Origin of the sequence: Paenibacillus sp. FSL R5-0378 (genome assembly GCF_038009285.1) — a bacterium.
Taxonomy (GTDB): Bacteria; Bacillota; Bacilli; order Paenibacillales; family Paenibacillaceae; genus Paenibacillus_AQ; species Paenibacillus_AQ favisporus.
In genome coordinates this window covers 4,586,835-4,609,981 of the sequence record NZ_JBBPAY010000001.1, presented here as the reverse complement: position 1 = coordinate 4,609,981, position 23,147 = coordinate 4,586,835, and the positions used below count along the sequence as shown (strand labels likewise).

The 23,147-nt window shown below is 48.7% G+C and carries 23 protein-coding genes and 1 pseudogene; 21 read left to right on the top strand and 3 right to left on the bottom strand.

Going from position 1 to position 23,147, the window contains the following annotated elements:
- Positions 1-170: 170 nt before the first annotated feature.
- Positions 171-734 (bottom strand): RBBP9/YdeN family alpha/beta hydrolase, encoded by a 564-nt coding sequence (locus tag MKY74_RS21320; protein WP_076169263.1) that lies wholly within the window; start codon positions 732-734, stop codon positions 171-173.
- 675 nt (positions 735-1,409) lie between these two features.
- Here MKY74_RS21320 and MKY74_RS21315 point away from each other — a divergent pair.
- From MKY74_RS21315 to MKY74_RS21285, 7 genes are all read left to right on the top strand, one after another.
- A complete protein-coding gene (locus tag MKY74_RS21315) occupies positions 1,410-2,321 on the top strand; it encodes an aminoglycoside phosphotransferase family protein (protein WP_076165240.1) in 912 nt (303 codons plus the stop codon).
- Between the two features lie 112 nt (positions 2,322-2,433).
- Positions 2,434-3,420 (top strand): phosphotransferase, encoded by a 987-nt coding sequence (locus tag MKY74_RS21310; protein WP_076165243.1) that lies wholly within the window; start codon positions 2,434-2,436, stop codon positions 3,418-3,420.
- Between the two features lie 424 nt (positions 3,421-3,844).
- The gene (locus tag MKY74_RS21305) at positions 3,845-4,816 is read left to right on the top strand and encodes an ABC transporter permease (protein WP_144025323.1); all 972 of its coding nucleotides are present in this window, start codon (positions 3,845-3,847) and stop codon (positions 4,814-4,816) included.
- A gap of 31 nt (positions 4,817-4,847) precedes the next feature.
- Entirely contained in the window at positions 4,848-5,726 is an 879-nt protein-coding gene (locus tag MKY74_RS21300) for a carbohydrate ABC transporter permease (protein WP_076165251.1), read from the top strand.
- 47 nt (positions 5,727-5,773) lie between these two features.
- The gene (locus tag MKY74_RS21295; protein ID WP_076165253.1) at positions 5,774-7,297 is read left to right on the top strand and encodes an extracellular solute-binding protein; all 1,524 of its coding nucleotides are present in this window, start codon (positions 5,774-5,776) and stop codon (positions 7,295-7,297) included.
- Between the two features lie 177 nt (positions 7,298-7,474).
- A complete protein-coding gene (locus tag MKY74_RS21290) occupies positions 7,475-8,848 on the top strand; it encodes a HAMP domain-containing protein (protein ID WP_076165255.1) in 1,374 nt (457 codons plus the stop codon).
- The gene (locus MKY74_RS21285) at positions 8,845-9,825 is read left to right on the top strand and encodes a helix-turn-helix transcriptional regulator (protein ID WP_076165257.1); all 981 of its coding nucleotides are present in this window, start codon (positions 8,845-8,847) and stop codon (positions 9,823-9,825) included. Before MKY74_RS21290 ends, MKY74_RS21285 begins: the two co-directional genes overlap by 4 nt.
- Positions 9,826-10,081: 256 nt before the next feature.
- Here MKY74_RS21285 and MKY74_RS21280 read toward each other — a convergent pair whose 3' ends face one another.
- Positions 10,082-10,258, bottom strand: coding sequence for a helix-turn-helix domain-containing protein (locus tag MKY74_RS21280; RefSeq protein ID WP_341013976.1), 177 nt, complete (start codon positions 10,256-10,258; stop codon positions 10,082-10,084).
- Here MKY74_RS21280 and MKY74_RS21275 point away from each other — a divergent pair, their 5' ends adjacent.
- From MKY74_RS21275 to MKY74_RS21255, 5 genes are all read left to right on the top strand, one after another.
- Positions 10,259-10,480, top strand: a complete 222-nt coding sequence (locus tag MKY74_RS21275; protein ID WP_076165259.1) for a hypothetical protein — start codon at positions 10,259-10,261, stop codon at positions 10,478-10,480. It abuts the gene before it with no gap.
- 320 nt (positions 10,481-10,800) lie between these two features.
- Complete coding sequence (locus MKY74_RS21270) at positions 10,801-11,286, top strand: GNAT family N-acetyltransferase (RefSeq protein ID WP_076169264.1); 486 nt, start codon at positions 10,801-10,803, stop codon at positions 11,284-11,286.
- A gap of 307 nt (positions 11,287-11,593) precedes the next feature.
- A complete protein-coding gene (locus tag MKY74_RS21265; RefSeq protein ID WP_076165260.1) occupies positions 11,594-12,091 on the top strand; it encodes an AAA family ATPase in 498 nt (165 codons plus the stop codon).
- Between the two features lie 614 nt (positions 12,092-12,705).
- Positions 12,706-13,089 carry a MerR family transcriptional regulator gene (locus MKY74_RS21260; protein ID WP_076165262.1) on the top strand — a complete coding sequence of 128 codons (384 nt, stop codon included), beginning with the start codon at positions 12,706-12,708 and terminating at the stop codon, positions 13,087-13,089.
- Positions 13,086-13,916 carry an SDR family oxidoreductase gene (locus MKY74_RS21255; RefSeq protein ID WP_076165264.1) on the top strand — a complete coding sequence of 277 codons (831 nt, stop codon included), beginning with the start codon at positions 13,086-13,088 and terminating at the stop codon, positions 13,914-13,916. The genes MKY74_RS21260 and MKY74_RS21255 overlap by 4 nt, the downstream gene beginning before the upstream one ends.
- A gap of 344 nt (positions 13,917-14,260) precedes the next feature.
- On the opposite strand, the gene MKY74_RS21250 is transcribed toward MKY74_RS21255, so the two are convergent.
- Complete coding sequence (locus MKY74_RS21250) at positions 14,261-15,085, bottom strand: AraC family transcriptional regulator (RefSeq protein ID WP_076165266.1); 825 nt, start codon at positions 15,083-15,085, stop codon at positions 14,261-14,263.
- 124 nt (positions 15,086-15,209) lie between these two features.
- On the opposite strand from MKY74_RS21250, the gene MKY74_RS21245 reads away from it, so the two are divergent.
- From MKY74_RS21245 to MKY74_RS21210, 9 genes and pseudogenes are all read left to right on the top strand, one after another.
- Positions 15,210-17,024: an alpha-galactosidase gene (locus MKY74_RS21245; protein WP_076165268.1), complete on the top strand. Its 1,815-nt coding sequence runs from the start codon at positions 15,210-15,212 to the stop codon at positions 17,022-17,024.
- A gap of 7 nt (positions 17,025-17,031) precedes the next feature.
- A complete protein-coding gene (locus tag MKY74_RS21240) occupies positions 17,032-17,787 on the top strand; it encodes a rhodanese-like domain-containing protein (RefSeq protein WP_076165270.1) in 756 nt (251 codons plus the stop codon).
- A 59-nt stretch (positions 17,788-17,846) separates the two neighbouring features.
- Positions 17,847-18,341, top strand: coding sequence for a hypothetical protein (locus MKY74_RS21235; RefSeq protein WP_076165272.1), 495 nt, complete (start codon positions 17,847-17,849; stop codon positions 18,339-18,341).
- 325 nt (positions 18,342-18,666) lie between these two features.
- Positions 18,667-18,978: a fibronectin type III domain-containing protein gene (locus MKY74_RS21230; protein ID WP_144025324.1), complete on the top strand. Its 312-nt coding sequence runs from the start codon at positions 18,667-18,669 to the stop codon at positions 18,976-18,978.
- A 496-nt stretch (positions 18,979-19,474) separates the two neighbouring features.
- Entirely contained in the window at positions 19,475-19,912 is a 438-nt protein-coding gene (locus MKY74_RS21225; protein WP_144025325.1) for a MerR family transcriptional regulator, read from the top strand.
- A 69-nt stretch (positions 19,913-19,981) separates the two neighbouring features.
- A complete protein-coding gene (locus MKY74_RS21220; protein WP_076165277.1) occupies positions 19,982-20,968 on the top strand; it encodes an SDR family NAD(P)-dependent oxidoreductase in 987 nt (328 codons plus the stop codon).
- Between the two features lie 436 nt (positions 20,969-21,404).
- Positions 21,405-21,521, top strand: a pseudogene (locus MKY74_RS35735) (hypothetical protein); the annotation flags it as partial.
- Between the two features lie 135 nt (positions 21,522-21,656).
- Positions 21,657-22,292 carry a cysteine hydrolase family protein gene (locus MKY74_RS21215; protein ID WP_076165279.1) on the top strand — a complete coding sequence of 212 codons (636 nt, stop codon included), beginning with the start codon at positions 21,657-21,659 and terminating at the stop codon, positions 22,290-22,292.
- A 511-nt stretch (positions 22,293-22,803) separates the two neighbouring features.
- Complete coding sequence (locus tag MKY74_RS21210; protein ID WP_076165282.1) at positions 22,804-23,133, top strand: ester cyclase; 330 nt, start codon at positions 22,804-22,806, stop codon at positions 23,131-23,133.
- Positions 23,134-23,147 lie beyond the last annotated feature (14 nt).

Sequence of the window (23,147 nt, the reverse complement as noted above, 5' to 3'; positions counted from 1 at the left end):
ACCACATCCAGTCCCCTGAGCCCGTCTGGACGTCACTGCATTAGTTGTTCGGCAAGCCTCACAACGATAAGCAGCGACTCTAAGGGGCCAGGACGTCGTCAATACAAAACGTTATCATAGTCCCATTGAGAGCCTCTATTATAGCGGCTTTTTTGTTTACCGTAATCGAATCATAATGTAACTTGCTCGTTCAAGCATACATCAAGAATCCATGGCCACGGACCGTAGCCCGCTTCAACGTTGATATGTTCCATTTTAGGCAACATCACGCAAGGAACCCCTAGGTCAAAGTACTGTGAAGCATCTTCCACCGAGCAATAAGGATCTGTTGACGATAAAACCAACAACGTTTTTTTCGCACCCATTCCGATCTCATGCATGTTTTCCGGTACAGGGAAAAAAGTCATCACTGGTTCATATTCCAAAAATGGCGAGGGTGGGGCTATAAGAATGGCTCGCTGAATTTTTCGTTTCGGAGTTGAAGCCGCGTAGTGGAACCACATGATGCACGCTAGACTATGAGCCACGACGATGACTTCTTCATCGTTTGGAATTTCTTCAAAGACAGAAGATAAATGATCGAGCCAAACATCCCTGTCAGGTTGATCTTTATCTGGAAAGTCAGGAAATCGGACTGTTTCACCTCGTTTTACTAGCTCTTGATGTAACCAAGTTTGCCAATGATCGGGGTCACTGCCGCCGACCCCATACAATAGCAGAAAACTTCTGCTCATGATGAGAGACACCTCCAATATGGTCGTTATGATCATTGCACACGATTCCTATCACTTCAATCTTCTTGTTCAAAGTGGCTTGTATGAGTTCCCACCCAACGTATGATTCAAAAACCATGCTCAACATTTGGAGTAGCCAAACGGCATGCCCCTTTTTAGCATGACCAGGATCGACTGGACAGCATTCCGGGGATTGACCGGCGACCCGCTGAGCAGATTCTTGCCGAGGGTGTCCCCACTGTATTCTACACTTGCCAGATGAAATCCTATATTTTTTTAGCATTCCCTCCAAAATCCACCCGAATGTTGAATATTCATCCCTGACATGTGCGCAAAAGTCGGCTTGATGAAAAATCAATGATTCGAGATCCTGAACAAGTTCGTTTGGTTTGTTTAATCAGAAACGAGCGATATGAGTAACTGGTCAACTGAAAAAATAATGATGGATAAACATGATATTCAAAACCTAAATGATCAATGAAACTGGCTTACTGGCGTTATTGCTCCATTGTTTTGCTCACGGCTTATGAGGCCGTATCATTCCAAATTTCATCAGGTATCCTGGGCTTGGCGGACATCGGATCCACTATTCCCTAGAGCAGGAAACAGGGCTTTACAACACCTTATGTCGAATAAGAGAGGAAGTAGATCACTTTCTGAAAGGAGTCATTTGGTATGATTGTAATCCCTGATACGTTTATTAAAAGAATGCACGAACTCCACGGTAAGCAAGGCGTAGCATGGGCGGAAGCGTTGCCTGGATTGATTGCCGACTGTGCAAGCCGTTTCGACTTTATCCCAGAAGCTCCATTTTCCGATTTATCCTATAACTTCGTGATCCGTGTAAAGCGCAGCAATGGGAAGCCCGCCGTCCTCAAATCATCTTTCAGGAAAGATGAGCTTTCTAGGGAAGTTAGTGTGCTTCGGGCTTATGAGGGCCGGGGGGCGATTCATGTCCTAGATGCAGACGATGAATGGGGCGTGGCCCTGCTAGAAGGTGCCGACCCTGGCACACCGTTGTCATCAATTGAGGATGATGCGCGTGCGACGGGTCTCTTTTGCGAAGTATTTCGCCGCCTTCATCTTCCTGCACCAACCAGTAGTCGGTACCCATCCATGAGGGAGCATTTTGCGGCAATCGAGCGATACCGCGAGCGATTCAACGACGTGAACATTGCCGGGCCACTGCCTAAGAACTGGGTGGAAAATGCTGAAGAATGTCTGTCGTATCTCATATCGACCACGAGTGAGAATCTTCTACTGCACGGCGATCTGCATCATGAAAACATCCTTCGCCATGGCGAGGAACAATGGGCTGTCATTGATCCCAAAGGCATCATGGGTGACATCCATTTTGATACTATCCAGTATCTGCTAAATTATGAGGATCGAGGTGGTGACTGCGAGCAGGTTCTGCGGAGCCGGATTGCAATCATAGCCGATCGTCTTGACCTGGACCCTCACCGAATCGCAATGTGGGGTGTGGCGCGAGGTGTGCTTGAGGCGTGCTGGACGATTGAAAACGGAGGAACGGATTGGTACAGAGGGATACAAATAACGGAACGCTTTGCCAAGTGCCTGCATTGAGATCTATACAAAGTGGGGGGGTTACGCTAACGGGCAGGATAACGCAAAAGCAGGTTATATAGGACATCATGAGGAATATAACGTACATACCGTAAATTTTGGAGTTGGTCAGATGGAGACGATATTATCAGAAGAAATGATCCGAGATGACATAATAAAAACATTTCAACGCCTTTTCGATTTGGATGTGCTTGAATCTACTGTAATAAGACGAGGTTGGTTAAACTTAAAATGGAAAGTTACAACTGATTCAGGTCAATTTCTACTTAAACAATACAACAAAAAAAGATATAAGATGTATAAACCAGAGGAGCTATTGCTTGCATTCTCTCAACAGGTTAGATTATTTGACAAAGGTCTTGCGTGTCCCAATTTGTTATCACACAATAAAAGTATATTACTTGAATCTGATAACGGAGAACTCTTCACGGTGATGGAATATTGCCAGGGCAAACTAATTCCACCAGGTAAAGCTAATGTACATCAAATATACGATTTAGGTCGAGAAACAGGAAAAATGCATCGATTATTAAACGATGGGACACTTAGTATTCAAAATAATCCACAATTTATCCCTCCAAGGCGTGAGGAACGCTTAGCATATTGGAACTCAGTTTGGGAACAGACAAAGGAAGCTGGTAAAACTAAATTGCTTTCTGATATAGAAACTCAACGAAGGGCAACTGAAGATATAGATATAGAAATACTCGAATTACTTCAATCAGGGTGGGCTCATCGTGACCTTTGGGTCGATAATCTATTATTTAATGATAGTCGACTAACTGCAATCCTTGATTTTGATCGGCTAAAATATGACTATCCGCAGCTAGATGTTGCTCGTGCTGTTATATCATGTGCGTTAGATGATAATTTAGATACCTCCCTTGCCTCAGCATTTATGGAAGGATACAGCGAAGAACACACCGTAGTAAAGGGTTACTTAACAAACTCATTAAAGTTGTTGTGGTATATGGAAAGCACCTGGTGGATAAATGCTAACATGGATGAACATAGTATACCTCCCGCTCGCTTCGCAAAGGAAATGATTTGGCTTGCTGAAAATCAAAAGAATATGTCCGATTTGTTAGGGAATATTTAAATAATACGAAACAATTATATGAAATAATGTAAATGATTAACCATTTTCTGTTAAGCTAACGGAATACAATAGTTCAAAACAACTCACAGCAGCCGGAACATAATCGGCTGCTGTTCTTGTTAAGCTAACGGGCAGGTTAACACAAATGAGATCGATCTCAGATTGATTAGGAAGCCAAGTTTCCCGACTGGGTGGCGCAGCGAGGCGCCGCTTCCTTCAATAAAAACAGCCAGCTGCGCGCCGGCTGTTTTTTTTGCCGAATAGTCCGCCGCAGAGGGCTTTTCGGGCCTCTGCAAGAATGGTCAACGCCAGGAAACGGGCGGACAAGAATGGGCATTTGCCAGAAATGGGCAGGGCATGTACCCTTGCCTTAAGACGCATGAAAGCGTTGACAATCACCTTTACCGATTCGAAGGAGGAATCCATGATGGACGTGCCTGCGGATAAGGTTACCGCGGCCGCAGAGGGCAAAAAAGCCGCCGGCTCCCCGCCCAGCCTCGTCTGGGGGGGCCTGAAGAGAGACAAGTATTTGTATTTGCTGGCACTTCCGGGACTGATTTATTTCATCGTTTTCCGGTACGTGCCGATGTGGGGGGTGATCATTTCATTCCAGGAGTATTCACCCTATCAAGGAGTCCTAAACAGCCCGTGGGTCGGGTTCGATCATTTCGCACGGTTTTTCTCGAATCCGGATTTCCTTCTGCTGTTCCGCAATACGATGGCGATCAATCTGCTAAGCCTGATCTTTTTCTTCCCGCTGCCGATTCTGCTCGCCGTGCTACTAAACGAAATTCGCGTTTCGTCTTACAAAAAAGTCGTGCAATCGATCATTTATTTACCTCATTTCCTGTCCTGGGTCATCATTGTCGGCATCACGTTTCTGCTTCTGTCCACCGGCGACGGCGTCGTGAACAAGCTGCTCGTCGCCTTCGGCTTCGATAAGGTCGATTTTCTAACGAACAAGAACTATTTCTGGGGACTGCTGACGCTCCAGTCCATCTGGAAGGACGCAGGATGGGGCACGATCATTTTCCTTGCCGCCATCGCGGGAGTCGATCCGCAGTTGTACGAAGCAGCCAAGATGGACGGAGCGAGCCGACTTAGGCAAATCTGGCACGTGACGCTGACGGCCATCCGTCCCGTCATCGTTATTCTGCTCATTCTGCGGATCGGTCATATGATGGACGTCGGCTTCGAGCAGGTGTTTCTGATGATGAACGGCGCCGTCTCCGATGTCGCGGACGTCTTTGATACCTACGTATACCGTCTCGGTGTCCGGCAGGGCCAGTTCAGCTTCAGCACCGCCGTCGGCTTGTTCAAGTCCGTCGTCGGCCTGCTCCTCGTCATCGGCGCCAACCGATTGGCCAAGAAGTTCGGCGAGGAAGGCGTCTACTAACCCATTTCACCTGCTGGAGGCGAACGTTCCAATGAGAGAAAGCTTGGGAGATCGCGCGTTCGGTGTCATCAACGTCATCGCGCTCGGCTTAATCAGCCTGATCACTTTCTTCCCGTTCTATTATGTATTCGTCGTGTCATTCACCGATCCGTCGGAATTTATCCGGAGAGGGCTGGTGCTGTTCCCGCAGCATTGGAGCCTCGTATCCTACAAATATTTGCTCTCCACCGATGCTTTCATGAGAGCTATCGGGAACAGCGCGTTCTTGGCGATCGTCGGCACCGCGCTGAGCCTCATCGTTACTTCAGGACTATCCTACGCGATATCCCGCAGAAGGCTGCAGGGAAGGCGGTTCATCATGCTGGCCATCCTGCTGACAACACTATTCAATCCGGGCATCATTCCACCGTATCTGCTTGTGCGGGATCTGCATCTGATCAACAGCATCTGGTCGCTTATCTTGCCGGTGCTGACAAGCGGCTGGTACGTTCTGCTGATGAAGGGCTTCTTCGACAGCATCCCGTCCAGCCTGGAGGAAGCAGCGCGGATTGACGGCTGCAACGATCTCAGCGTCTGGTACCGGGTCATCCTGCCACTGTCGCTTCCATCCATGGCGGCGTTCGGACTGTTCTACGCCGTCGCGTACTGGAACACCTTCTTCACGGCGCTACTGTATATTAACGATTTCGCGAAGCATCCGCTTCAGGTGCTGCTGCAGAACATGCTGATCGACGCATCCACCGCGGCGGGAGGGTCGGCCGCGGCTGAGATGATGTCGGAGCAGCGCATTCCGCCAGAGACGCTCAAGATGGCCGCCGTCGTTATCGCCACGGTACCTATCCTACTCGTCTATCCTTTCTTGCAGAAGCATTTCGCAAAAGGAGCTTTGGTCGGTTCCGTCAAGGAATAGACGAAGGCCAGACGATTAGAAGCAAAATAAAAAGGGGAGGTTCGCGTATGCGAAAAAGAAGGTTCAAGCTTGACAAAACGAAGATTACCGTTTCCTTGCTGTTCATCGCAGCCCTGCTGGTCGGCTGCAGCGGCGGAGGAGGCGGGGGAGGAGCTTCCGGCGACGGTCCGCTGAATGTCAGCATCATGACGATGTATTACACGCCGGAACCGCCGGGCAAGGATAACGTCGTCGTCAAGGAAATCGAGAAGCGGACCAACACCAAGCTGAACATTACATGGGTCTCGCCGAACAACTATGCCGACAAGGTAAACGTTACGCTCGCGTCTGGCGACATTCCCGACCTGATGCTGCTGGATAACGCCTTCACCGCCCAGGTTCGGACGATGGTGGCGCAGGGGGCGTTGTGGGATCTCACCCCATATATTAAGGACTACCCAAATTTGATGAAATTTCCGAAGGAAACCTGGACCAACACAAAGCAGGCTGACGGCAAAAACTACGGAATTCCCCGGGTCCGTCCGGTCGAAGGCGGCGGCTTCGTTTACCTACGCAAGGACTGGATGGACAAGCTGAACCTCGAGGTTCCAAAAACAATCGACGAATTTTACGACGTCCTTAAAGCATTCGTTGAAAAGGATCCGGACGGCAACGGCAAGGACGACACGATCGGGTACGCCAGCTTCGTCGACCAATCCGGCATGGCCTCCCTCGGCCAGCTGCAGAACGTCTTCACAAAGACGAACGGTGATTGGTCGCTGGTAGACGGCAAGCTTGTGAACGTCAATCTGCTACCTGGTGTCCGAGACGCTCTCGTCTGGATGAACAAGGCGTACCGGGAGAAGCTCCTTCCCGAAGATCTCGCGACGCTAAAAAATTCGCAGGCAAAGGATTTGCTCAAGGCGGGCCGGGCGGGAGGCTTCCAGGATACGGTCGAAGCCGCCTGGGAACCGACGGAGGAGCTGCGGAAGACCGATCCGAAGGCGGACTTCCTTCCGCTTGTCTCTCTGAACGGCTACGTCAACCGTGATTCCGGCTTCTTCGGAATGTACGCGATTCCGAAGACCGTGCCCGAAGCGAAGATGAAAAAGCTGCTCGAGCTGATGGACTACGGCGCTTCTGACGAGGGCAGTGATTTGGCAAGCTTCGGCATCAAGGACGTACATTACAAGGAAGAGAACGGCGTGAAGGTGCCGACCGAACAGGCTAAGACCGATATCGTCGCACAGCAGGCGCTTGGCCAAATTTTCATCAAATACGACAAGTATTTGCGCGCCTACCGTTCGGGTATGCCAAGCGACATACTAGAGCGGAACAAGCAAATTATTGACGAGCGGGCCAAGCTGAGCGTGCCGGAGGTTGCGGTCGGTCTCAATTCCGATACGAATACCAAGGTCGGCACCGAGCTGGGCAAGAAAATTCAGGACATGAAGACGAAGGTCATTTTGGGGAAAGCGCCAATCGAAGAGTGGGACAGATTCGTTGGAGAACTTAAGAACGATCCCGACCTGCTTAAAATCACCGAGGAAATCAATGCGTCCTATCAGCAGCGGATATCCAGCTCCGAATAAAGGTTTGGAAAGCACCACCCTCTTTTTTCTAATTTGGAAAAAGAGGGTTTTTCCCGTTCATCTTGCGAGAACCGGCTATTTTCGGGAATAGGCCGGTTAAGGCGTTTCAGTCGGCAAGGGAAGGTTATCGGACCGCGGTCCGGGCAGCTATTGAAAAAAAGAAAGGCAGGGAGCGTCATGAACCATTTCGTCCAAAGGGACTGGCCGGATCGGCCGCCGGCGATCAAAGGCCGTTTCTACCGAAAAAGCCTATTGATCGTGCTGAGCATCACATGCCTACCGACGGCAATTATTGGAATAACACTCTATCTACTCGGCAGCTCGCATATCGGCAAGGAGGTGACGAGCTCGAACGAGGCGCTACTCCTGAACGCGGTAAAGCGCATTAACGGCGATTTGAACCAGCTCGAACTGACGGCGACGCAGTGGGCGTTCGATCCGCGGTTCGACGGAAGTCTCAGGAACGTCGATCTGAAGGACCAATATACCGTTACTCAAAACCTGTACCGCACCTTGACGGTTATGAAGGGCTTCTATCCGCTGGTCGATCAGGTGCATCTGTTCGTCGACGGCAAGTCGCCCGTCGTTGTCTCCGACTTCGACGGGATCGAAGCCGTCTCCAGCCCAGACGATCTTGCCGGCTACCGGGCGGTCATGTCCAGCAAGCAAGGCGCGTTTTGGTTAAACGGCTTCCCACGGGTCAACCGGTCGGACGATCATACGGTGGCGCTCGTACATAAGGTTCCGGGCATCGGTCAGCCTTACGGTATCCTGATTTTCTATCTGGACCGGGATAAGCTCGTAAGCTTGGTGCATGAGCTGTCGCTCGGCAAGGCCGGCAGCTCCTTCATTATCGACGAGAAGGGCCGCTTCGTCGTGACCGAAAAAGGGGCGGGCCGTCCCGAAGGAACGCCGTTCGAGACTGCGCTGGCTGCCGAGATCAAGCGGCATGAAACGGGTTCCGGCACGTTCCTGTACAACTTTCAGGGCGAAACATATACCGTCACGTTCGGCGATTTTACCCGGCTGGGTCTGCACTGGACCTACGTCACTGCCGCTTCGCTTTCCTCGATGACGGCTCCGGTCAAAATGATGTCCAGGATGATTGTCGGTGTCAGTCTGTTCGGCTTTGTCGTTGCACTTCTTCTGTCCTGGCTTGCCTCCAGGCGGATCTATCATCCAATCCACCGGCTCGTCGGTTTGTTCCATGACGAGAGGCGCGCGCCCGATCCGCCCAGCGACGAGATCGGCTTTCTCGAGAAGCAGTGGCGCCACCTGAACCGGGAAAGCCGCGAGCTGCGGGAGAAGCTGGAGCAGGCGCAGCCCTGGATGCGGTCAAGTTTTTTGCTTCATCTCATACAGGGACATTATTATTCCTTCACGGAAGAGGAACTGCGGGAGAGGATGAACGCCTACGGCTGGAGCATGGACGGCAAGCGGTTTTTGCTCGTGCTCCTCCAGGTTCTGGGCTCAGTCGGCTGCAGGGGCGCTTCACGGACGGCGATGCTCAGCTCGTCTCCTTCGCGGCAGCGAATATTGCGCAGGAGTTGACCGCCGCTCGCGGCGAACAGGCGGATATCGTCAATTTCCAGGATCTATCCGTAGGCATCCTGTTGTCCTTCGGGCGGGAGCAGCCGGAGGAGGCGGCACGAGGCAGCGCCTTCCAGCTGGCGGCTTCGCTCGCGGAGACGATCTGCGCCGTGCTGAAGGTGCAAAGCACAATCCTGATAGGTCGGCCTCTGCCGAGAATTGCGGATTTGCCGGAATCATTGCGGCACCTTCGGCAAGCCGCCCGCTACCGCGATGTTCAGGAGGAGACGCAGATTCTTTCCCTGGAGGACCTTCTTCCCAGCATGGGAAGGGAGGCGGTGCCGTATCCGTTTGGCGCGGAGAAGGAGGTGAAGCAGGCAATCCGGATGGGGCTCCCCGAGGAGGCGGCCGCCGCCGTACAGTCTTTCGTGGAAATTCTCGTGCAGGAGGGAGGCAAGGAAATGTTCGTCCAGGACGGCGCGCTCCAGCTGCTCGGCAGCATCCAGCACGCGATTCTGGAAGCCGGCTACCAGCTGCGTGGGCTGTACGGGGACGATGATCTGTACGCCGAGCTTCGTGGAATGCGGGATCCCGAGAGGATGACCGAATGGTTTCGTGTCCGCGTAATCAAACCATACGGGAAAGCGCTGGCCTGCGACAAGGCTTTGCATCAGCGACGGCTCGTCGAGCGGGCAATGGAGTACGTCAAAGAAAATTACGACTCAGACGTCTCGCTGGAGCGCTGCGCCGAGGATTTGGGGACAAGCCCGTTCACGCTGAGCAAGGCGTTCAAACATATCGCCGACATCAATTTCATCGATTACTTGATCCAGCTGCGGATCGAGAAGGCGAAGGAACTGCTGGACGACACCGACATGAAGGTTGGCGAGATTGCCTTGCAGATCGGCTACCAACCCTCTTATTTGAACCGGCTGTTCAAGAAGCTGGTGGGCGTTACACCGGGGCAATACCGTGAGCGGAAGGCGAATCTCGAGTGAACGCTTGCGATAAATAACGGCGATCCACCCCGCGGCTGCGCCCTTTTCCGAACAGTACGGGCGATGGGAGTTCGAATGCGTAGAGCTTGAGAAGTTCGCCATTTCATCAACAACGGGTGAAATATAGCTTAATGATGACCCGAAGACAGCAGACCACAAAGATCGGCACGGCAAGTCTCAATCGATTGCCTGCACCGTCTCTTTCCGCAGCCTTTTGATGTCACTGATCGGTGGGAGACCAAACAGCCTTGCGTATTCACGGCTGTAATGCGTAGGGCTCTCGTAACCGACACGATAAGCCGCCTCGGCGGCATCGGGGGATTCGGCTAAATAGCAGACGGCGCGCCTCTTGAAGGCGAATTCGTTTCAGGTACTGCAGCGGGCTCAGTGCAGTCAATTGCTTGAAGTAACGATGCAGCGACGAGGGTCCCATATGGGCCGTTCTCGCGAGATCATCGATATGAAGCGGCTGGGCATCATCCAACTTGATGCGGGCGATGACTTTGGCGATCCGACACGTACCGCTGCCGGCGAGGGCAAGCTGCTTAAAGGCTCCGCCTTGGCTTCCCCTCATGATCCGGTAATAAATTTCACGGACGACCAGCGGCGCCAGAGAGGAATGTGCGAAAAATGGCTTGAACCGGTTCTTAGCTAACGGGCGGCGTAGTGACAAATTACAAACACTTGTAACAATACATGAAACAATACGAATCAAAATAATAATATAATATTTGTGTGAAATCGCTTTCGAAACGATGTGATACGGTATTCAAAAGAGAAGCATTCAGCTCACAAGCCTAGAGGAAGCACCTAAGATCCGGTAAGTTTTTTGGTGGAAACATGCAAGGAACTTTACAAGCGTGTCAACTGACATGGGTTTGGATTAGGCAACTGGCTGTCGAAATGTCAGCATAGGTACGCTTGCAAAGGTAAATGTGTAAAGGAGGTTCTGCTTTGGGAAATGAGTATACACCTATGGCATTCCAGTTGAAAACTGAACGACTCGATCTGAATATGTGGGAGGAATCCGATGCAGACTGGCTGAGGCATCTTATTCGTGAGCGTGGAGTGGACATGCCTACACTCGAAGCCACTCGAAGCCTAATCATCGATATGCGCAAGAAAGCACTCGAAAATGGGATTTCCCTGCTCACTATTCGCCGCCGTGACGAGGGCGATTTCATCGGATACTGTGGCCTTATTATCGGTCGTACTACACTTGAAGAGCCTGAGATCGCATACGAACTGTTCCGCAGTGCTCACGGTAAAGGCTATGCGACTGAAGCAGCGTCCGCGGTCTTGGACGCCGCGATAGCCACCAAGCGCAGTCGGCTCTGGTCTACTGTGGGTGCATGGAATGCTGCATCCTTCCGAGTTCTCGAAAAACTAGGCTTTGAGCGGCAACATAGTACCTGGAAAGAGAATGGAGAAGAAATTGTTTGGAACAAGCGTGAACTTTAGAGAGATGGACAATTTAGGGCTTTGCTGTGAAAAAACTAATCATATCTCATTAATCTCATTGTTTTCACGTTGGCTTCACTAACGGGATTGTAAAAACAAGATCAAAGGGCCATCCCTCAAAGGATAGCCCTAAAACTTGCCGTTACAGACAGTGCGGTGAACCGTATCACAGTAAATCATTAAGCTAACGGGAAACGATAGCTGAATAAACGATCAGGGAGAAGGCTGCCGATGCTGAGCGGCAGCTTTATTAAGCTAACGAGCAGTTTAATATATTGTGCTTATACAGTTGAATGGAGGGTCTGCCATGGGCATTAGGAATTATTTGATTGGAGGCGTTTCCGGCGCTGGCAAAACTACGGTCTGCAACGAATTGCAGCGGCGCGGCTACCATGCTATTCATGGTGACCGTGAATTGGCTTATCAAGGCGATCCGGAAACGGGTACCCCGACGGATGGCTTTAAACCCGAACACCACATTTGGCATGTTGATAAAGTAAAAGCATTGGTCGACAATCAGGATGAGGCGGTAACATTTTTCTGCGGTGGTTCGCGGAATTACCCCAAATTCATCAACCTCTTCGACGGCGTGTTTGTCCTTGAGGTCGACCTGGAAACCTCTCTCCGGCGGATTGATGAGCGAGTGGCGCTGGACCCAACTGACTGGGGTGGCAGACCAGAAGAACGGGAAATTAGTGCGCGCTTGCATCAAACGAAAGAAGGCGTTCCTAAAAACGGGATTATAATCGACGCCACCGCACCGATTGCGCACGTCGTTGACGAAATCCTCCGTCAAATCGAGTAAATGAACGCCAACGACAATAACTTACGGGCGCTCAAGGACAACCCAATACATCAGTGCACCCCGATACGAATAGCACCATCCACTTACGTAACGGGAAACGATAGCTCAATAAAGAATTTGAAGGCAGCCGGTTACTTAGATTGGCTGTCTTTTCTCAACTAATCGGTAGTTATCAGAAGCAGGTGAAAAGGACCATTGATAAAGATGGGATCTCTACATTCGGTTATCAACGCGCTGGAAATCTAAGTTCAGATGAAAGGGAAAAACTTGGACAGTACAAAATCAAGCTGAGTGGGCACCAACACGAGCTTTTGAAGTCATAATGAAAGGGTGTCCCAAAAGTAAACTTGGAACCTAATGCAACCCAAGACAAGAACTTGTACCGATTACCGATTAGATAAGCATCAAACTACATTTCACTGCACTCATTCATAAAGCTAACGGGCAGTTTATCACAGCAAATATTACGAAACCGGACAACGTCCTGCGAGTTATGACTAGATTAATTGCCATTCCCTAAGGGGCTCTTTTTTATTAAATCTTTTTTCTTGACCTTTACATTAATGTGAAGCTTTATAATTAAGCTAACGTTCCCAATCGATGAGGTGATCGTTTTGAAAATCGGAAAAGTAAGAAAAATAACTGGAGTTAGTGCCCGTTCGATTCGTTATTATGAGGAGAAAGGATTGATCAAAACATCTCGTCAAGAAAATAATTATAGAGAATATGACGAAAAGACAATCGAATCAATTAACACAATTCAACTTTATTTAGGATTAGGGCTGACAACTGACCAAATTCGGGACATTATCTTCTGTAGATTTCCTGAGCAACAAGAGCATAAAGAGAAAGACGTCTATTGTGAGGAATTGCTGCTTATGTATCAGTCGAAAATGCACGAGATTGACCAACAATTAGATGCTTTAACCAAAGCGAAGTTCAATTTGGCTGAAAAAATCGATCAGATGGTGCAAAAACGGGAGGAGGATAATAAATGACGATATTAGTTGCTGGGGCAACGGGAACCGTAGGGCGGCATGTCGTGGATCAACTCCTTCAAAGGGGACAAAAGGTACGTGCATTGACACGTAATCCGCAGCAAGCCAATCTTCCTCATGGTGTAGAGGTTGTCGCGGGAGATTTAAGTGATCCAAGTACGCTAGTTTCTGCGTTGGTTGGCATCAGCGGCATGCATTTAATTACAACAGGTGCCGAATATGCCCCGTTACAAACAGGACCAGAAATCGTTGAGCTTGCTGAGAAGGCCGGGGTGCGAAGGGTTACAGTTTTGTGGAACGGAGAGAAGGGCCCTTTTGAGAAGGCGGTTGAGTCAAGCAGTCTGGAGTGGACTCAGCTTCAAGCTTTTGAATTTATGGCAAACGCACGGAAATGGGCGAACTCTATACGCTCCGAGGGGGTTGTTCGAGACCTGTTCGGAGGATCACGGATTGCTCCTGTTCATGAAGCCGATATTGGAAGAGTCGCAGCAGTTGCACTAACTGGGGAAGGTCATGCAGGTCAAATCTATACATTAACAGGGCCTGAGAGTTTATCGGTTCAAGATAAAGTTCGGATAATCAGTGAGGTTATTGGACGTGAAATTCAATTTATCGAAAGCTCTGAAGAAGAAGAACGTGAACAGATGAGGAAGATGGGTGTTCAGGAGGATGCAATAGATTACGTGATTCGTTGGCACCTTAATCCGCCTAAATCTGCTTATACCGTTATGTCGACAGTGGAGGAAGTAACAGGACACAAACCGTATACGTTCGAAGAGTGGGTTAAGGAGAATGCAGAATTTTTTACCAATTCAGATAACGCTTGAATCTATTATTTTATTAGACAGACGTGTCAGAGCACACATCGCTGGTAGCGATACGTTCAACGATTCGTTCTGAATTGTTAAGCTAACGGGAAACGATAGCTCAGGCGGACTCCCGTATCCCGCATTAGCCTTGCATCCTGCTCCCACATCGACCGCTCCCAGTGCTCCGGATAACAGTTAACACCCATTCTCAATTCATATCCACCCCTATATCCCAATACTGTCACATTAAATTATAGAGCACGCTTTCATTGTGAACCATGGTTATCAAGTCATGGAATAGCACGAAATAGACACTAGTGTGCACAAAAAAATGACGCACCAATCGTGCGTCATTTACGTTTTCATTCGTAGTTATTGATGGACTGTTGATAGAAAACACGTTCTCTCCATTGCGTGGGGGTCATATTAAAGTGTTTTTTAAACTGCTTTGAAAATTCCATCTGATTGTCATATCCGACACTATTGGCAACTTCTTTTATGGTCATGCTGCTCTTTTTAAGAGATTGCGAAGCCATCTCCATTTTAAGAGAAATAATAAATTGCTGCGTACTTATGCCGCAAATGCTTTTGAAGATGCGTGCCAGGTGACTGCGGTCTATGTTTAAAAAATGGGCAATTTCGGAAACGGCTATCCGTTTGTGCACATTGCTTCTTATATAGTTTTTGGCATAAGAGACATAGGTTTCTGCCGTATTCTCATCTTTCGTCAATAATTTGCCCTTCGTAAGCGCCGCGATAAACGGCCAAAAATGGCTCATGATCGTTTCAAAGTCGGTCCAGCCTAAATCGATTATATTCTTCAGCGCGTTTCCGACGCCGTTATCATCATTGATGACGTGGTTCTCGTTCGAGAAGCCTGTCACGGACATCATCTTCTCCGAGAAGCTGCCGTCAAACTCTATCCAGCGATACAGCCACGGATCATGGTCATCCGCCTTATAATAAGCCGTTTGTTTCGGATAGATCAGGAAAAACTGTCCCGCGTGTACTTGATAAACTTTTTTATTAATATGCAACTCGCCATGCCCGCTGTAAATGTAATGGATGAGATAGAAGTTACGCGCCGCGGGCCCGAAGGAATATCCGTTATCGCACTGCTGTTCCCCATATTGCATGGGATAAATATCGGATGAGATTAAAGGACTTTTAGCATAATAGAGTTTCATTGCATTCAGCTCCCGGAACTACTATATCACATTTCCCCATAATCACTCGATAAAAACACATTTATCTACTCCACTATTTATCCTATCATAACAATAAAAATGCAACTAGCGAGGAGGATTTCTTATGGAGAAAGTATCAGCTAAGGTTACGTCAAGGACAGCGCCGGACAAGATCACGGATCCCGACTACATGTTTCCGGCTTTCTCGAACGGCAAGGTGCTTCTGAATAAAAAGCAAGGACGCCTCCCTGCCATGGGCTGGAACAGCTGGAATGCCTTCGGCAGCAAGAACAACGAGGCTCTCACAAAGACGATGGCGGACGCGATCGTCGATTTGGGACTTGCGGAGTTGGGATACAAGTATGTCGTGCTCGATGACGGCTGCTATAAGTCCGAACGCGTCAACGGATTGCTTTCTAACGAATCGATTAAATTTCCAAGCGGCTTTAAGGCGCTATCCGATTACATCCACGGCAAGGGACTTAAATTCGGTATGTACAACGATATAGGGACACATCTTTGCGCAGGCTCCGCGGTAGGCACTTGCGGCTTTGAGGATGTCGACACGAGGTCTTATATAGAATGGGGGGTTGACTTTATCAAGGTTGACAATTGCTACTACCTTTGGGATAACGCCACGTTCTCGGACTCGGCAAATGCCAAATATTCCTATGCCCCGAATATCAGAAGCATAACGGTTATGGGCGAAAAACTGAATATTACTTTTAATGCGGTGAAGGACGGTGTGCTTCTAGGCCAGGGCGCATCCAAAAACAGTGGCGACTATGTAACAAACATCGGTACCTTCGATGGAACAAACGTGGGGACAACACCTGTGGGCGACCGTTGGGGAGAGCTGGCGTTTACCGTGAACGCGCCAGCTGGCGGAAACTACGCCATAACCGTCAATTACGCAAGCGGCGAGGAGAATGGCATGGGACGCTGGCTTCAGCTTGCGGTTGGAAGCGCAGAGAATGAAACCCGATATTTTGATGATTTGCTTCCCCTTACCGAAAGTACGGCTGCCTTTGCAGATTCGGAAGAAATAACGGTTTCCCTAAATGAGGGAGAAAACATCATCCGTCTTATGAACCATAGAAGGCAGGAAAATACCCTTAATTCCTATGCAGTTTTGCTGGAAGGCTTGAACAAGGTTGACCCTAACCATGATATTGTATTCTCCATCTGCGAATGGGGGAAAACGCAGCCGCAAAACTGGGGATATAAGGTTGGAGACTCCTGGCGCATTCTTAACGATATAACCTTCAGCGTCGGCTCCGATGGCAATCCGGGCTCCGCCGAATGGAGTTCAAACCATACCGCAAGCATAACCTCGCAATATAGCAAGGCGGTCATTATGGATGAGTTTGCCGGGCTTGATAAGGGGTGGAACGATCCCGATATGCTTGTCATCGGTATGAACGGGATCACGACGACCATGAGCAAAACGCATATGACGATGTGGTGCATGATGAATTCTCCGATTATGCTTGGAATGGATTTAAGACGGATTGCAAAAGGCGACGAGCTATGGAGGATTATTGCGAACAAAGAGGTCATCGCCTTGAATCAGGATCCCCTCGGTGTCCAGGCCAAAAGAATTTACTGCTCGATCGACTATGACAATCCCGATACGGCCTATATTGCGAATATTAACCGGGTTGATATTCTTGCAAAGCCTCTTGCGAACGGAGATATGGCCATATCCTTTATCAATCTCAGCGACGCGAAAGATACGAAAATGCACTCCGTTGATGTAAGCCGCATTATCGATTATCTTGGGCATAAAATGGTTGATGCTGAAAAATTCAAACATGCAGCAAGCTATTGCCTAAAAGATTTATGGACAGGCGAGGTTACAACGAGGATATCAGAGACCTTTTCTGTTACAGGCATTGACGCCTATGACAATGTTACCCTAAGAGTTACCCCTGTATAGCAAGCTGATGATTGAGGATCTTGTTACTACCGAACAGTTTGTGACCATGGTCATTAGAAGCATAAAAGGCCATATAGAGCCAACGCGCGGCAGTTGGTCGTCAGGCTATATGGATTACGCGTTGTATAAGGGAATAATCGAGGACTATGATCTAACCAACATAAGCAAACCCATTGAGCGCCGTTCCGCTGCAAGAATCGTTCACGAGACCCTGCTGACAGAATTCGGAGAAAGAGACGAGCAAGATTGGTCGGCGGCAGAATATCTTAGGGACTTGTATTCCTGCCGTACCTGCGTCATGCATATCGCGCAGATGTATGTAAAAGGTATAATGCACGGACGTGACCCATACCTGTTCGATACAGCGGGCAGCTTAAATCGTGTGGAAGCCGAAGAAGTTGTTGCGAGAATGCTTGATAGGGAGCAACGTATGCCTCACACAGGGGGAAGAGTATTTCAAAGTAAACATCTGACCCCCGATGAAGCATGGGAGTTTATGGTGAATGACCCTACGGCTATGCTAGTAGATGTGCGGACGAATGAGGATTATCGAACAGGGCATATCCGGGGAAGCATTTGTATACCGTTACAGGATATCTCCAATAACCCGTTCTCGGTATGCGTGCGAAAGGATACTCCATTAATCCTTTACTGTCAAATGGGGTACAAAAGTTCTATAGCGGCACAAGCCCTTATAGATGCAGGTTATAGCAGAGTTTATACGATTCCAGGAATAGAGCAGTATTCGTATCCTTTAATATAGGAGACCGGCTGCTTCCGCTGTCCTCATAATAGCCCCCGTCTTTGTTTCGGGGGAATAGCATGGCAGGCTTCGAGGGTGCGGGATATGTGACGGGCTACGGCACGAATGCCGACGCTAATACTCGCTTCGTTGTCAGCGTGCTTGACGATGGTATGTATGGCGGGACGATTCGTTACGCGTCCGGCTATGGCGCCATCTTCTCTATTGAAGCGGAGGACGCCGTTGTCGCGGGTACTCCGGCAGGAGGCGAGCTTCCGTTGATTCGTGACGACGCGTTCGCGAAATATGCATCAAACAGGAAGTATGTCAACGGAATGACCTCTTACGACGGTGCGGAAAGATATCTCGAAATTGACGATATCGTAGTACCCGAGGACGGAATCTACAAGTTGGTTGTCCGATATGCCAATGGGGGAAGCGCGGGAACGCATGCCTATAACAACGATGTTGTGGAGAGATACGCTACGCGCAAATTAGCGTCAATGGCGGCGAGACGGAGACCGTATTCTTCAAAAACACAATATCCTGGCAGCAATTTGCTACTCAAACGATAGACGTGGAATTGAAGAAAGGCGCCAATTCGATCAGATTCTCGAATAACAATACGTATAATGGCGGGTCTAATCCATATGGCGGCAATATTACGGGCTCTGTATACGCAAACGGACGATCGTTAGGGACATTCACGGCAGTCGATTCAGGAAATCGTAAAGTGGGACTCGAAACGGTGCCAATCAAACAAGCCCAATATGGCATTGCTTCGTACTTCGATAATTTAAAACTGACGAATACGAGTTCTAACGCAGTCATTTTCTCGGATACCTTCGAAAGTGCGGCATACAGCGGAGAACCCCAGTATTATAGGGCGTCGGAAAACAATTGGAGCGTCATGTCACGCCTGAAGAGACCGAAATTTCCCGCAAAGTAGGAGGCAACCGCAATCAAGCATTGCAAGGAATGACAACTGTGAGTTCCAGTTCATCCGGCAGAGATATTACTCTCACCTGGAGCGATACTTCCGTTCGCGAAGCCGGCTTTATCATTGAGAGGCAGAAAGTTGGAACTTCAGCTTGGACAGAGATGTGGCGCACGGAACCTAATGCTACGCAAGCGGTATTTCCTGATACAACAGAAGGCTCCGCTTACAGCTACCGCTTCAAGCCCATGCATTGGAATCCGGCTTTGGATTAACTAAAGGAATGGTTTCGGACCCCTCGGCATTCTTATTTGAGGGGTCCATTTTTGTGGAAATTGTTAAGCGCAAAATGCGGAAACATAAAATTGTTTCCATGCAATCTCATTAAGCTAACGGGCAGGATTGCGTGGCAGCAACACAGAATCAGTGAAGAAATAATAAAAAGGTGATTTATTTAAAGGGTACGTTTATGCAATTACTTTTTCAGTACAATTGGCAAGTCCGTGATGAATGATTTCAATTATTGAAGAGAATAGCAGAGGCAAAATTAATTTAGGAACGTGCAGGTGGGATGAGCAGTATTTTTTCGAACACTTTTTCTCATCGAACCTTGTGTCCGTCGTGTACGTTCCGGAGAGCATCCCTGAAGCAACGGACTGTAGGCAATTACCCTGATGAAGTAGCACAACTTGCCCACATCGGAACATCATGGTATACCTCTCTGAAGCTAAAATGTTATTTCAATCATATATGGAAATGAGTGATCGGCGAATGGAAGCGAACAAGGAACTGAGTATCAGCCAAGTTGCCAAGTATACCGGACTGAGCCCACACGCCCTGCGATTCTATGAGCGTGAAGGACTTCTGCTGTCCGCGCAGGTTATGCGCGGCGACAGAGGGCACAGGCGCTACAGTCAGTCAGATGTCGAATGGCTCGACATCTGTATCAAGCTTCGAGCTTCAGGAATGCCTCTTGCCCAGATCAAACGATTCGCAGAACTGGTTCGCCGAGGGCAAGGAAACGAACAGCAGCGTTTGGAAATCCTTCGGGAGCACCAACGGCGGGTAGTCGCTCAAATGGATCAATTAAAGGACTGCCTGGATCTCATAAACTGGAAAGTCGGTGTTTACGAAGAACATCTCAAGCAAGGCACCGCGCAGCACCTTTGGACTGGAAGTGATTCGGATGATGCGCCTTCTGATGCTTGATCTGGATTGACTCTTGACATAGAGTTCGCTCTAAGTTGTACGATCCAGATATGTCAAGTTAAGAAAGGAATGGTAACCATTAATCAACAACAGGATTCAAGAACGGCGCAGCATTCAATCGGCTCAGGATTCGGCTATCGCAGCACCGCTGAAGAGGCGCTGCTCAATCTCGATTTATCGGGGCATACGGCACTTGTGACTGGGGGATATTCGGGGTTGGGCTTGGAAACGACGCGGGCGCTTGTCAAGGCAGGAGCGCGCGTCATCGTGCCAGCTCGCAGGGCGGACACCGCAGAACAAGCTCTCTCTGGCTTACAAAACGTAGAGATCGAGGAGTTGGACCTCTCGGATCTTGCAAGCGTCCAAGCGTTCAGTCGTCGGATTCTCGGCAGGGACCGGGGTCTGGACATGGCTATTCTTAGCGCCGGGATCATGGCTTGTCCAGAAACGAGAGTAGGACTCGGCTGGGAGGCGCAATTCGCGATCAACCATCTCGGGCACTTCGCCTTAATCAACTCGATATGGCCAGCGTTAGTTGCCGAAGGAGGAGCGCGTATTGTATCCGTGTCATCGGGCGCCCATCACATTACCCCGATCCGATGGCATGACGTTCAGTTCGAGCAAGGTTATGACAGGTGGCAGGCGTACGGGCAATCCAAAACCGCCAACATCTTGTTCGCCGTTGAACTCGACAAGCGCGGTGCAAGTCAAGGGGTTCGTGCCTTTGCTGTTCATCCAGGCTCCATTCTGACTCCGCTCCAGCGCCATTTTTCGAAGGATGAATTGGTCTCGTTCGGCTGGATTGACGAGCATGGAGCGCCTGCGGATCCAAGCTTCAAGACACCTCAGCAAGGCGCTGCTACACAAGTATGGGCTGCAACTTCTCTCCAGCTCATAGGTCTAGGAGGGGTCTATTGCGAGGATTGTGACATCGCAGAAATCGCTCAAGAAGGAGTTCCGAACGGTGTCAAGGACTACGCTATTGATCCTGAGGAGGCTTTGCGATTGTGGAATCTCTCTGTAGAACTCACATCAGTCAACATTTCGGGATCATGAGAACGTCACTGTTCGAATGAAGAGCTGGAAGGCACGTATAGATGTAAAAGAGGCACGTTTGTTATTAAAGTCAAACGCTCCGCTCTGCATCTTCTGATGTATACCATCTACAAGAAATTTAGCGGTTTAACATAGAGCCTCTCGTAAAGGGGGGCTCTAAAAGTTGCCGTTACAGACAGTGCGGAAGACCGTATCACAAATAGTGGTAAAGCGGAGGGCGGATTTCCGATCGCAATGGGGAACGCGATAATTGAACTAAAAAAAATGTGCAGCCCGCGTAACCGATTCAAATGATAACGATGGTGTTGTTGTTCCAATTGAGAGAAGACGAATGGCCACACCAACTTATACGTTATGCGGTTAAGAAGCTTGCAGCTCGTGAAGAGGTTCGGTTAACGTTTATCCTCATCGCTTTCGTCATACATATGCTTGCCATTTACTTGATAATGGTGCCCCATTAGATTTTATTCAAGGAATGTTGGGATCACGAGAAGGCATCAACGACACAGATCTACGTTCAGTTATGCGGGGAACGTCGGCGGGAATTATATAGGCGGTACTTCTAGGGCCAGAGGCCCGCTGAACTAAAGGGTAGATTTGCGACGTACCGAATGAAAGCAGTGTTCTTCTCAATTGCTAGGAAAATGGTACAAGTGTAAAAATAAGTTTTAATGAGGTGATCTTGCCTGTGAATTATATAAGTCCGAATTGGAACACATCCGTACTCATTACCATTGATACGCAAAACGACTTTACATTGCCGAATGCTCCTGCCCAAATTAAGGGTACTATTGAAGTGTTACCGAAAATGAGGTCTTTGCTAGAAAAGTATCGTGAAAAAGGACTACCGATTGTCCATGTAATTCGTTTGTATAAAGAAGATGGTTCAAACGTCGATATTTGCAGAAAAAAAATGGTTGAGGAAGGTGCCAAGTTTGTCGCTCCAAATTCAGATGGTGCCGAGTTAGTCAGTGAAATCCGCCCATTAAACTATAATTCTTTGGATGCTGACAAGCTGTTGAATGGCGAGTTTCAGTCGATTGGGGAAAATGAATGGGTTATGTATAAATCACGTTGGGGTGCTTTTTACAAAACAGACCTGGAAGGTTTCCTCAAACAGCGTAATATCGACACCATTGTATTTACAGGGTGTAACTTTCCTAACTGTCCACGAACATCAATTTACGAAGCCAGTGAACGTGATTTTCGTGTTGTGATGGTAGCAGATTCCATGTCACAAGTTTACGAAAAGGGTATTCAAGAAATGAAGAATATTGGTGTTTATGTTTGTAATTTAAATGATGTTATGAGTTCATTAAAATAATCCATAGTTGAACTATCGGATACTTTTTCGTAATGAGCGGTTGCTTCGGCAGCTGCTTTTAACGCTTCATTTTATTGGTCGCAATGAATATTTCGCTGGGGAGGTTGTTTTGATGAATGTTGTGGTTACAGAATACAACGATAATTGGAGACAGCAGTTTAGCGAGGAATCTCATATTTAAAACGTTCCAGATCACGAAGGACTGAACGATCCATTTCGACGACCGTGAGGTTGCGCGGAATGCAATTCGGGAGCGGGGAAGTTCGCCCGCTAATATTGCCGATCGCGCTCTCGGTCTAGGGATGACTTCTTCCTAGCGCGGATAGCGTATTGCTGTAGGGTTACGACGGAGACGATAGTTCCATGACACAGGCTATATGAGTCTAATTTTCATCATCTATGGTGCCCAGCAGGGCAGGGGAGGCTAACGGGCAGGATTCAAACAAAAAATGTTCATGTATTCCCAATATCTGGTACTCTATTTAAACAAACAAATATTAGAGGTGTCGAAATGAACATAGATGTCAATAAAGCACTTGTAAAACGTTACTTGAAGATGTGGAATACGGGGGATGTGACGATCGCCGACGAAGTTCTTTCCCCTACTTGGATGGATCATGCGCATCCAGAAGTAATTGGAACAAAAAGTGTCAAACAAGCAGTGCTAAAAGTTCGAGAAGTATACCCGGAATTCCGAATTACAATTGAAAGCATATTGAGCGAAGGAGACCTTGTGGCAGTACGTGGCATCGTTGAGAGAGAATCCACATCACGAGTTATGTGGTTTGTGAGAATAGAGGATGGTAAAATGAAGGAAATGTGGACAGGTTCTGAGATGTAATGCCAGATTATCAC

Coding starts and splice junctions, on each gene's coding strand:
- MKY74_RS21220 (WP_076165277.1), top strand. CDS start 19,982: ATGGTAACCATTAATCAACAACAGGATTCAAGAACGGCGCAGCATTCA.
- MKY74_RS21235 (WP_076165272.1), top strand. CDS start 17,847: ATGGCAGGCTTCGAGGGTGCGGGATATGTGACGGGCTACGGCACGAAT.
- MKY74_RS21265 (WP_076165260.1), top strand. CDS start 11,594: ATGGGCATTAGGAATTATTTGATTGGAGGCGTTTCCGGCGCTGGCAAA.
- MKY74_RS21270 (WP_076169264.1), top strand. CDS start 10,801: ATGGCATTCCAGTTGAAAACTGAACGACTCGATCTGAATATGTGGGAG.
- MKY74_RS21210 (WP_076165282.1), top strand. CDS start 22,804: ATGAACATAGATGTCAATAAAGCACTTGTAAAACGTTACTTGAAGATG.
- MKY74_RS21225 (WP_144025325.1), top strand. CDS start 19,475: ATGGAAGCGAACAAGGAACTGAGTATCAGCCAAGTTGCCAAGTATACC.
- MKY74_RS21255 (WP_076165264.1), top strand. CDS start 13,086: ATGACGATATTAGTTGCTGGGGCAACGGGAACCGTAGGGCGGCATGTC.
- MKY74_RS21245 (WP_076165268.1), top strand. CDS start 15,210: ATGGAGAAAGTATCAGCTAAGGTTACGTCAAGGACAGCGCCGGACAAG.
- MKY74_RS21305 (WP_144025323.1), top strand. CDS start 3,845: ATGATGGACGTGCCTGCGGATAAGGTTACCGCGGCCGCAGAGGGCAAA.
- MKY74_RS21280 (WP_341013976.1), bottom strand. CDS start 10,258: ATGGGACCCTCGTCGCTGCATCGTTACTTCAAGCAATTGACTGCACTG.
- MKY74_RS21310 (WP_076165243.1), top strand. CDS start 2,434: ATGGAGACGATATTATCAGAAGAAATGATCCGAGATGACATAATAAAA.
- MKY74_RS21250 (WP_076165266.1), bottom strand. CDS start 15,085: ATGAAACTCTATTATGCTAAAAGTCCTTTAATCTCATCCGATATTTAT.
- MKY74_RS21300 (WP_076165251.1), top strand. CDS start 4,848: ATGAGAGAAAGCTTGGGAGATCGCGCGTTCGGTGTCATCAACGTCATC.
- MKY74_RS21290 (WP_076165255.1), top strand. CDS start 7,475: ATGAACCATTTCGTCCAAAGGGACTGGCCGGATCGGCCGCCGGCGATC.
- MKY74_RS21320 (WP_076169263.1), bottom strand. CDS start 734: ATGAGCAGAAGTTTTCTGCTATTGTATGGGGTCGGCGGCAGTGACCCC.
- MKY74_RS21295 (WP_076165253.1), top strand. CDS start 5,774: ATGCGAAAAAGAAGGTTCAAGCTTGACAAAACGAAGATTACCGTTTCC.
- MKY74_RS21315 (WP_076165240.1), top strand. CDS start 1,410: ATGATTGTAATCCCTGATACGTTTATTAAAAGAATGCACGAACTCCAC.
- MKY74_RS21275 (WP_076165259.1), top strand. CDS start 10,259: ATGGGCCGTTCTCGCGAGATCATCGATATGAAGCGGCTGGGCATCATC.
- MKY74_RS21240 (WP_076165270.1), top strand. CDS start 17,032: ATGATTGAGGATCTTGTTACTACCGAACAGTTTGTGACCATGGTCATT.